The sequence below is a fragment of the Hamadaea sp. NPDC051192 genome (assembly GCF_040682475.1).
Classification (GTDB): Bacteria; Actinomycetota; Actinomycetes; order Mycobacteriales; family Micromonosporaceae; genus Hamadaea; species Hamadaea flava.
Map to the genome: position 1 here is coordinate 1 of NZ_JBFBAZ010000242.1, position 7,032 is coordinate 7,032.

The 7,032-nt window shown below is 69.6% G+C and carries 7 protein-coding genes; 1 reads left to right on the forward strand and 6 read right to left on the reverse strand.

The genetic code is table 11. The features are described 5' to 3' along the window. Window positions 1-121: 121 nt before the first annotated feature. Both AB0M47_RS41595 and AB0M47_RS41600 read right to left on the reverse strand, forming a co-directional pair. Window positions 122-1,042 carry a glycosyltransferase gene (locus tag AB0M47_RS41595; RefSeq protein ID WP_363424246.1) on the reverse strand — a complete coding sequence of 307 codons (921 nt, stop codon included), beginning with the start codon at window positions 1,040-1,042 and terminating at the stop codon, window positions 122-124. Then, window positions 1,039-1,980: a sulfotransferase gene (locus tag AB0M47_RS41600; protein WP_363424249.1), complete on the reverse strand. Its 942-nt coding sequence runs from the start codon at window positions 1,978-1,980 to the stop codon at window positions 1,039-1,041. Before AB0M47_RS41600 ends, AB0M47_RS41595 begins: the two co-directional genes overlap by 4 nt. An 89-nt stretch (window positions 1,981-2,069) precedes the next feature. Between AB0M47_RS41600 and AB0M47_RS41605 the strand changes: the two genes are divergently transcribed. Then, window positions 2,070-2,921 (forward strand): WecB/TagA/CpsF family glycosyltransferase, encoded by an 852-nt coding sequence (locus AB0M47_RS41605; protein ID WP_363424251.1) that lies wholly within the window; start codon window positions 2,070-2,072, stop codon window positions 2,919-2,921. A gap of 94 nt (window positions 2,922-3,015) precedes the next feature. On the opposite strand, the gene AB0M47_RS41610 is transcribed toward AB0M47_RS41605, so the two are convergent. From AB0M47_RS41610 to AB0M47_RS41625, 4 genes are all read right to left on the reverse strand, one after another. After that, entirely contained in the window at window positions 3,016-3,849 is an 834-nt protein-coding gene (locus tag AB0M47_RS41610; protein WP_363424253.1) for a hypothetical protein, read from the reverse strand. 227 nt (window positions 3,850-4,076) lie between these two features. After that, window positions 4,077-5,036, reverse strand: a complete 960-nt coding sequence (locus tag AB0M47_RS41615; protein ID WP_363424255.1) for a glycosyl hydrolase — start codon at window positions 5,034-5,036, stop codon at window positions 4,077-4,079. Then, window positions 5,033-6,094: a hypothetical protein gene (locus tag AB0M47_RS41620; RefSeq protein WP_363424258.1), complete on the reverse strand. Its 1,062-nt coding sequence runs from the start codon at window positions 6,092-6,094 to the stop codon at window positions 5,033-5,035. The genes AB0M47_RS41615 and AB0M47_RS41620 overlap by 4 nt, the downstream gene beginning before the upstream one ends. An 18-nt stretch (window positions 6,095-6,112) precedes the next feature. Then, entirely contained in the window at window positions 6,113-6,910 is a 798-nt protein-coding gene (locus AB0M47_RS41625) for a polysaccharide biosynthesis C-terminal domain-containing protein (RefSeq protein ID WP_363424261.1), read from the reverse strand. Window positions 6,911-7,032: the final 122 nt, after the last annotated feature.

A 7,032-nucleotide genomic window follows, 5' to 3' on the forward strand; every position in this document is an offset into this window, starting at 1 on the left:
TTTTATTTTTGTGTCATTGTATTTCTCTGGTGTGAATTCCCTATCTCGCGGTTTGGGGGTACAAATCTTGGACCAAGATTCGACCCAGAACCCTGATCCAGTCGGGAAGAAAAAGGGGGAGTCAGATGCCGTGGCCGTGTTTGTGGAGGGCGCTCAGGACCCGTTCGATGCGGACGGCACCGGTAAGGGCCGCCAAAGCGATCGCGGCGCGCGGCTCCCGCCAGTTGGCGCGTACGGTTTCCCGGGTCCACTTCCAGGCGTCGGTGCGGTTTCCCGCCGCCGCCGACCAGCACGCGAGCTGGCCGTAGACCCGGGCGGCGCCCGGTGGGCAGCCTTTGATCTCGGGGTGCCGGGCCATCATCCAGCGCAGCGACGAGATCTTGGTGGCGTACTCGTAGGCGTAGAACGAACTCCGGCCCCACAGCACCCGGACGAGCGGCTCGTCGACGTGCAGGATCGGGTGCCGTCGTGCCGCCCGCAGCAGCAGGTCCCAGTCTTCGTTCTGGCTGCCCGGCGCGTCCTCTGCGACCAGGCCCAGCCCGGTGGGATCCACGAGCGCCGCGCGCCGGAACAGGAAGCCGGAGGAGTGCAGCATGGCCATCCGCGACCGCGCCAGGTCGTCGACGGTCACCAGGTCGCGCCCGGCCAGGCGGATGCTGCGCCGGTCCGCGTACCGCACCTCGATCGCGCAGGTCACCATCTCGGCCTCCGCGTGATGGCGCAGGGCCGTCACCTGGTCCCGCAGCTTGTTCGGCACCCACACGTCATCGTCGTCGCAAAAGGCCACCAGCTCCGCGGTACAGGCCAGGATTCCGGTGTTCCGGGCTCCTGCCAATCCAGGGATACGCGAATTGCAGAGCACTGTCACCGGACGGTCCTCGGCGGATTCCCGGGACGGGTCGGGCTCGGCCTGGTCGTAGACGACGAGGACGCGTACCGGGCCTTCGTAGTCCTGCTCGAGAATGCCGTTGAGCGTACGGGTGAGCAGCTCGGGCCGATCCCGGGTCGGCACCACCACGTCCACCGAGGGCCAGGTCGTCATCGCTTCACCCCCAGCTCGTACCCGTACGCCTTCAGCATCGGCGCGCAGACGGCGTTCACGACGGCCCGCTGCCTCGGCGCGAGGTGCGTACGCCAGGCGTCGTCGCGTTGCAGCGGAACGAGTCCAGTAGTGAACCGCATCGGATTCCCAGCGGCGCTGTGTGACACGCTCAGCGTCACCTGGTCCCGTTCCAGCCAGCCGAGGTCCACCGCCGACGGGTCGAGCCCGGCGAACGTGACCAGCCGCCGCAGAGTGGCCTCCGGATCGGCGAGGAACTCCTCGTAACGCAAGGTGCGTACGCGTACGCCCCGGCGGCGGAGCAGCGAGAACGCGGCGTTGTGCGCCGTCCACAGCAGAGCCGAGCGGGCCGGGGAGTATCGGGTCATCTCGTCGGCGGCCGCCTCGGGCCGCAGCACGTTCTTCGTCCACGAGTACGCCACCCCACGCGCGTCCCGCACGACGTGCAGCACCCGCAGATCGAGGGCCGGTTCCACCCGGGTGGCATAGCGGAGCACATGCGCGAGCGCGGAATGCTTCGACGAATCCACGATCACCTCAGCACCGCTGACGGCGGCCGCTGCCTCGTAGACACGGACGTAGTAGTCGGCGTACTCGCGTACCAAATCGGCATAGCCGGCGGGCACGCGAGTCGCGAGGCGCGGGATGTGGCGGGTGCGTTCGACCAGATCGCGCAGCGCGAGTACGCGATGCACGTCGACCCGGTGCCAGCCCCCGAACGCCGCGATGCCGACGCGTTCCCAGAAGTCGCAGTCCCAGAAGTGGCTGCCGCAGGCGCATTTCTCGTCGTCGCGCAGGTCGCGCTGCCAGAGATGGACCAGCTCGCCGACCGCGCAGATGCCCGGCACCTCGCCGAGGACGCGCTCGATCAGCGTCGTGCCGCTGCGTCCCAGCCCGCCGAGGAAAATCACCCGCGCCATCGGCGCACCCCCTGCACGGTTTTGTCGGTTCGTGTGTCACTGCGGTTAACGACTGATCCGCAGGGATTGACCCGCTATTGTCCAATTTCGTGGGAAATGAGCGCGTGAGACTGGCCGGCCGGGAATTCGACGCGATCACCGAGGAAGAGGTCGCCGCACATGTCGTCGAGGCGCTGAGCCGGGGCGAAGGCGGCCGGATCGTCACCCCGAACGTGGACATCCTGCGGCTCGCCGACAGCGACCGGCCGATCGCGGCCGAGGTCCGCAGCTTCCTCGACGACGCGACCCTGGTCGTGGCCGACGGCATGCCGTTGGTGTGGGCGAGCAAACTCGCCGGAAACCCGCTGCCCGAACGGGTCGCGGGCTCCAGCCTGATCTGGACCATCTCGCAGGCGATCGGGGACATCGCCGGATCGGTCTACCTCCTGGGCGGCGCGCCGGTGCCGTCCGCGATCGAACCGGAGGAGGGCGACGACTGGCTGCTCATGGCCTCCGCCGTGGGTGTCGCCGGGCGCAGCGCCGACGGAGCGCACCGCGCGGCCGCCGAACTCGCCGGCGCCTGCCCAGGCCTGATCATCGCGGGTTGTGCCGCGCCACCGTTCGGCTTCGACGCCGACCCCGACCAGTACGCCCCCGTCCTGGACGCCGTCATCGCGGCGCGCCCGGACGTCTGCTTCGTCGGCCTGGGCTTCCCGCGGCAGGAACGGGTGATCACCGACCTGCGCGACGCCCTGCCGTCGACCTGGTTCCTCGGCTGCGGCGCGGCGATCAACTTCATCGCGGGCGAGCAGCAGCGCGCCCCGATCTGGATGCAGCGCAGCGGCCTGGAATGGGCGCACCGGCTCGCCCAAGAACCCCGGCGGCTCGCCTCACGCTATCTGCGACACGACGCCCCGTACGCCGTCCGGCTGCTCGCCGGCGCCGCCCTCCGCCGCCCCTGACCCCGCCGTGGCTTTGCGGGCTGGATCAGGGTTCTGGGTCGAATCTTGGACCAAGATTCGACCCAGAACCCTGATCCGCTGTCGGGCGTACGCGTCATTCGTCGGTGAGGCGAGGCCGTTCCGGCCAGCCACGAGTACGCAACGCGGCCAGCACCTCCGCCACGACGCTCGGAAGGTCGCGCCGCAACCGGTCACCCGTGACGTGGATGATCAACCAGCCGGCGAGGACCTGACGATTCAACCGAGCGCGGTCGCGAGCCAGATCCGATCGCGCGCTGTGGAACTCGAAGCCGTCGTATTCGAGAGCGACGCGATACTCGGCCCACGCCAGGTCGACGCGGGCGACGAACCTGCCCCGATGGGTGATCACGAACTGAGTCGTCGGGTGCGGAACCCCGTTGGTGACGAGCATGAGACGACTCCGGGACTCACCCGGCGACTCCGCACCACCGTCGGCCAACCGGGCGGCCTGCAAAAAGCGCTGCCAGTAGGGTTCCCGTTCCCGCTCCCAGGCGTACTTCTCCAGTTCCTCCAGGGTCACCAGACCTCTGCCGAGGAACTGGTCGAGGTACGCGATCACCTCCGGCAACGGGCGATGGCGGACCAGATCCCAGCAGGTACGGGCCGGTGACGCGACCGGTAGACCAGCGACCTCGCGTACGTCGCCGTCCATCGTCGGGCCGTGATGCATGATGATGCCCTTGATCGGCCCGTGTGGCACCGGGACCAGCATCTCCACCAGATCAGCCGCGCCGAAGAGCACGCCGTATGCGAAGGCAGCCGAGACCCCCGTGAGAATCCCTTCGGGAACCAGGTAGCGAAGGGCGGCGGCGCCCCGATTCAGGTGGTCCACCTCGGCGTTCGCCTCGACGTACACATCCCGGAAGAGCCTGCGCCAAGTCTTGCCGGACAGCTGGGTGGCAGTCACGAGGCCTTCCCGCACGGCTTCGCTGCCCCGGAAGACCCTTCCACGGAGCACTGGCGGGACGGCTGGTCGACGCGGCATCCGCCGACCGTCGCAGTCGGCGTACCGAGATCACAACGCCTGTGGATAACCGCCTGCGGCTGGATCAGGGTTCTAAGTCGAATCTTGGCCCAAGATTCGACTTAGAACCCTGATCCAGTGCCCAACAAACAGTCAGGGATCAGGAGGGGCTAGGGGAAGGCGGAGCGGAAGGTGGCGAATGCCGTCGCGTCGCCGGCCAGCCGGAACTGCCCCTTCTCCCCGTTGCCGTCCGGATCGGACTCGAAGTACGCCACCGCTTTGATCTGCGGCCACCCTCGGACGAAGTCGCCGGCTTCCCGGATCCACCGCGTACGCACGGTGGGGCCCCACGTGCGGGCGACGCCGAACTCTCCGACGACGATGGGCTTGGGGTGCTGCGCCGCCCAGGTGAGGAACGGCGTGAGCAGGTCTTTCAGCGACGCGAACTTGCTTCCGGCGTACGCGTCGACGCAGACCCAGTCGACGGTGTCGTCGCCGGGGTAGTACGCGGCGGCTCGCCCGGCCGCGAAGCCTTCGGCGGTGGGGCACCACACCCAGGCGACGTTGCGTACGCCTTCTTCGGCGAACACGGCCCGGATGTGCCGCCACGCCGCGATGTAGTCTTCCGCGCTCCACATCGTGGCGGCCAGGTTCGGTCGGTCCATCTCCCAGCGGACGCGCAGCAGGACCGGGTCGCCGAAGCGGCGCAGCTCGGCGGCCCGCGTACGCAGCTCCCGGTCGGTGTGGCCGAGGGTGATCGAGCGGGTGTCGCCGGTGGCCCAGCTGAGCATGAGCGTGCTGCCCTTGCGGCCCAGCTGGCGGTCGCTGTAGGTGTCGAACGGCTCGTCGATCCGCCGGTAGGTGTTGACGATCCGCAGGCGGCGGCCGAGCGACTCCTCGTATTGGCGTACCGCGGCGATCCGGCCGGCCTGGGTGAGCTGGGCCGGCCGGACCCACGCGCCCAGCCAGGCGCCGGTGGCGGGCGGAGTCACCGCGCCACCGGCGAACGGCCCGGGATGGGGCGCGATTTTGTCCAAGGTGGAGGGAGTCGGCGCCGGCTCGTCAGGCGGCGGTGAGCACGCCGTCAGAGCCAGCAGCCCGACCACCAGCACGGCGACGAAGCGCCTCACCAGCTCTCCGCGTCCGGGTCGCGCCGTGGCCGCTCGGACTCCTCGGCCGGCTCCGCTGCCGGCTCCACCGGATGCGAGGACTCGGGCGAAACCGCGTGCGAGGACTCGGGCGAAACCGCGTGCGAGGACTCGGGCGAAACCGCGTGCGAGGACTCGGGCGAGACCGGGCGGGGAGACTCGGGCGAAACCGCGTGGGAAGACTCGGCGGAGACCGCCTGGGGGGACTCGGGCGAGACCAGGTGGGAGGACCCAGGCGAGCGCGGTGCCTCGGATGCGGACGGCGCGAGCTCGCCGCTGGCCAGACTTCCCAAGGTCGGACGGGTACGCCGGGCGATGTAGAGAACGTTGACGGAGTAGCGGCCGGCGAGGCCGACCCGGGTGGCCAGGTCGTCCACGAACTGGGCGATCGGGCGCAGCCAGCGACGGCCGTACCAGCCCTGCGTGAACAGGGCGAAGCCGCGCTGCTCGACGATGGTGAAGCCGTGCCGGTCGAGGATCGTGGCCACGTCGTCGTGCGACAGCTCGGCGAACCAGGGCTTCGCACCGTGCCGGCGATGCCGCAGGTGCCGCAGCGAGTGCGCGTTGCCGTGGTTCTCCACGACCAGGAGCCCGGCGTCGTAGTGCGGCAGAACCTGGGCCGCGAAGGCGATCGCCCGGTCGCGTACCGCCTCGTCGACGTTGAGAAGCAGGCGGAACACCGTCACCAGGGCGGGCGCGTCGGTCGGGACCGGGATCGGCACCGGACCGGTCTCGTCGATCTGGTGCATGACCGCGTACGCGCCGACCTCGTGCGCCTTGGTCAGCATGGCGGCGCTGGTGTCGTAGCCGTGCGCTCCGCGCACCAGACCGTGCAGGATGCGGATGGCCCGGCCGGTGCCGCAGGCGAAGTCGTGCTGGACCGGTCGCCGGTAGGGGAACGCCCGCCGGGCGAGGCCGCGCAGATACTCGCGCTGCCGCCGGTTGATCGCCGACCAGTAGCTGTCCGGGGCGTACACGATGTGCTCGTATTTCTCCACCGCCGCGGAGTCCTGGAAGATCTGGGTGTAATCGGTGCGCATGGTTCTCCTCGAGTGTTGTCAGACCCGCCGGCTCAATGGGGTCATAGGCAGGCGGCGGCGCAGCAGCACCACCCCCAGCAGGTACGCGACCGCCCCGGCTCCGATGGCCAGCCAAGGCGGGGACGCGTGCAGCGCGGCCGGCACCGCGCCGAAGCTGACGGAGGTCAGCAGCACGGCGGCGAGGGTGTCGCCGCCGAAGGGGTGCAGCCGCATCGTGACCACGATCTGGGCGAGGGGCAGCAGGTTGTTCACGGCGACCGCGCAGGCCAGCCCGAGGGCGGCGCCGACGATCCCGAGCGCCGGGATGAGGAGAAGATCCACGGCGACCATCGCGATCAGGGCCGCGAGAACGTTGACGAGGTTCCAGACGGTGCGGCCGCCCATGGCGAGCACCATGTCGACCATCCCGCAGCCGGTGGCCAGCAGCATGACCAACGCCAGTACGCGTACCACCGGGGCGGCCTGCCGGTAGTGCGTGCCGAACAGGCCGAGGTAGTCCCCGGCGTACTGGAGGATCGTCAGGTGCAGCGGCCAGGAGGTGAGGATGAGCCAGCCGGTCGCGGTCTGATACAGCCGCCGGGCGGTGGGCAGGTCGCCGACCGCGAGCGCCTCGGCCAGCCGGGGCTGCACCGCCTGCGAGATGGCCCCGTTGGCGAGCTGGCCGACGACGACGAACCGCCCCGCGACGGAGTACGCCGCCGCGGCGGCCAGCCCGGCGAGCGCGGCGACCAGCAGCACGTCGATGCGCTGCAGGGCGGTCTGGGCGACGTTGGCGAGAGCGCGGGGCGCGGTGAACCGCCAGAACCGCCACCCCATCCCGTCCGCTGCGGCTTGGCGCTGGATCAGGGTTAGAGGTGGAAAAATTGGGCCAGATTAGAAAAGGAAACCAGAAACAACCGATAGGAAATGGGGGGGGGTGGGTAAGAGTTTTTTATGAA

Coding starts and splice junctions, on each gene's coding strand:
- AB0M47_RS41625 (WP_363424261.1), bottom strand. CDS start 6,910: ATGGGGTGGCGGTTCTGGCGGTTCACCGCGCCCCGCGCTCTCGCCAAC.
- AB0M47_RS41620 (WP_363424258.1), bottom strand. CDS start 6,094: ATGCGCACCGATTACACCCAGATCTTCCAGGACTCCGCGGCGGTGGAG.
- AB0M47_RS41600 (WP_363424249.1), bottom strand. CDS start 1,980: ATGGCGCGGGTGATTTTCCTCGGCGGGCTGGGACGCAGCGGCACGACG.
- AB0M47_RS41595 (WP_363424246.1), bottom strand. CDS start 1,042: ATGACGACCTGGCCCTCGGTGGACGTGGTGGTGCCGACCCGGGATCGG.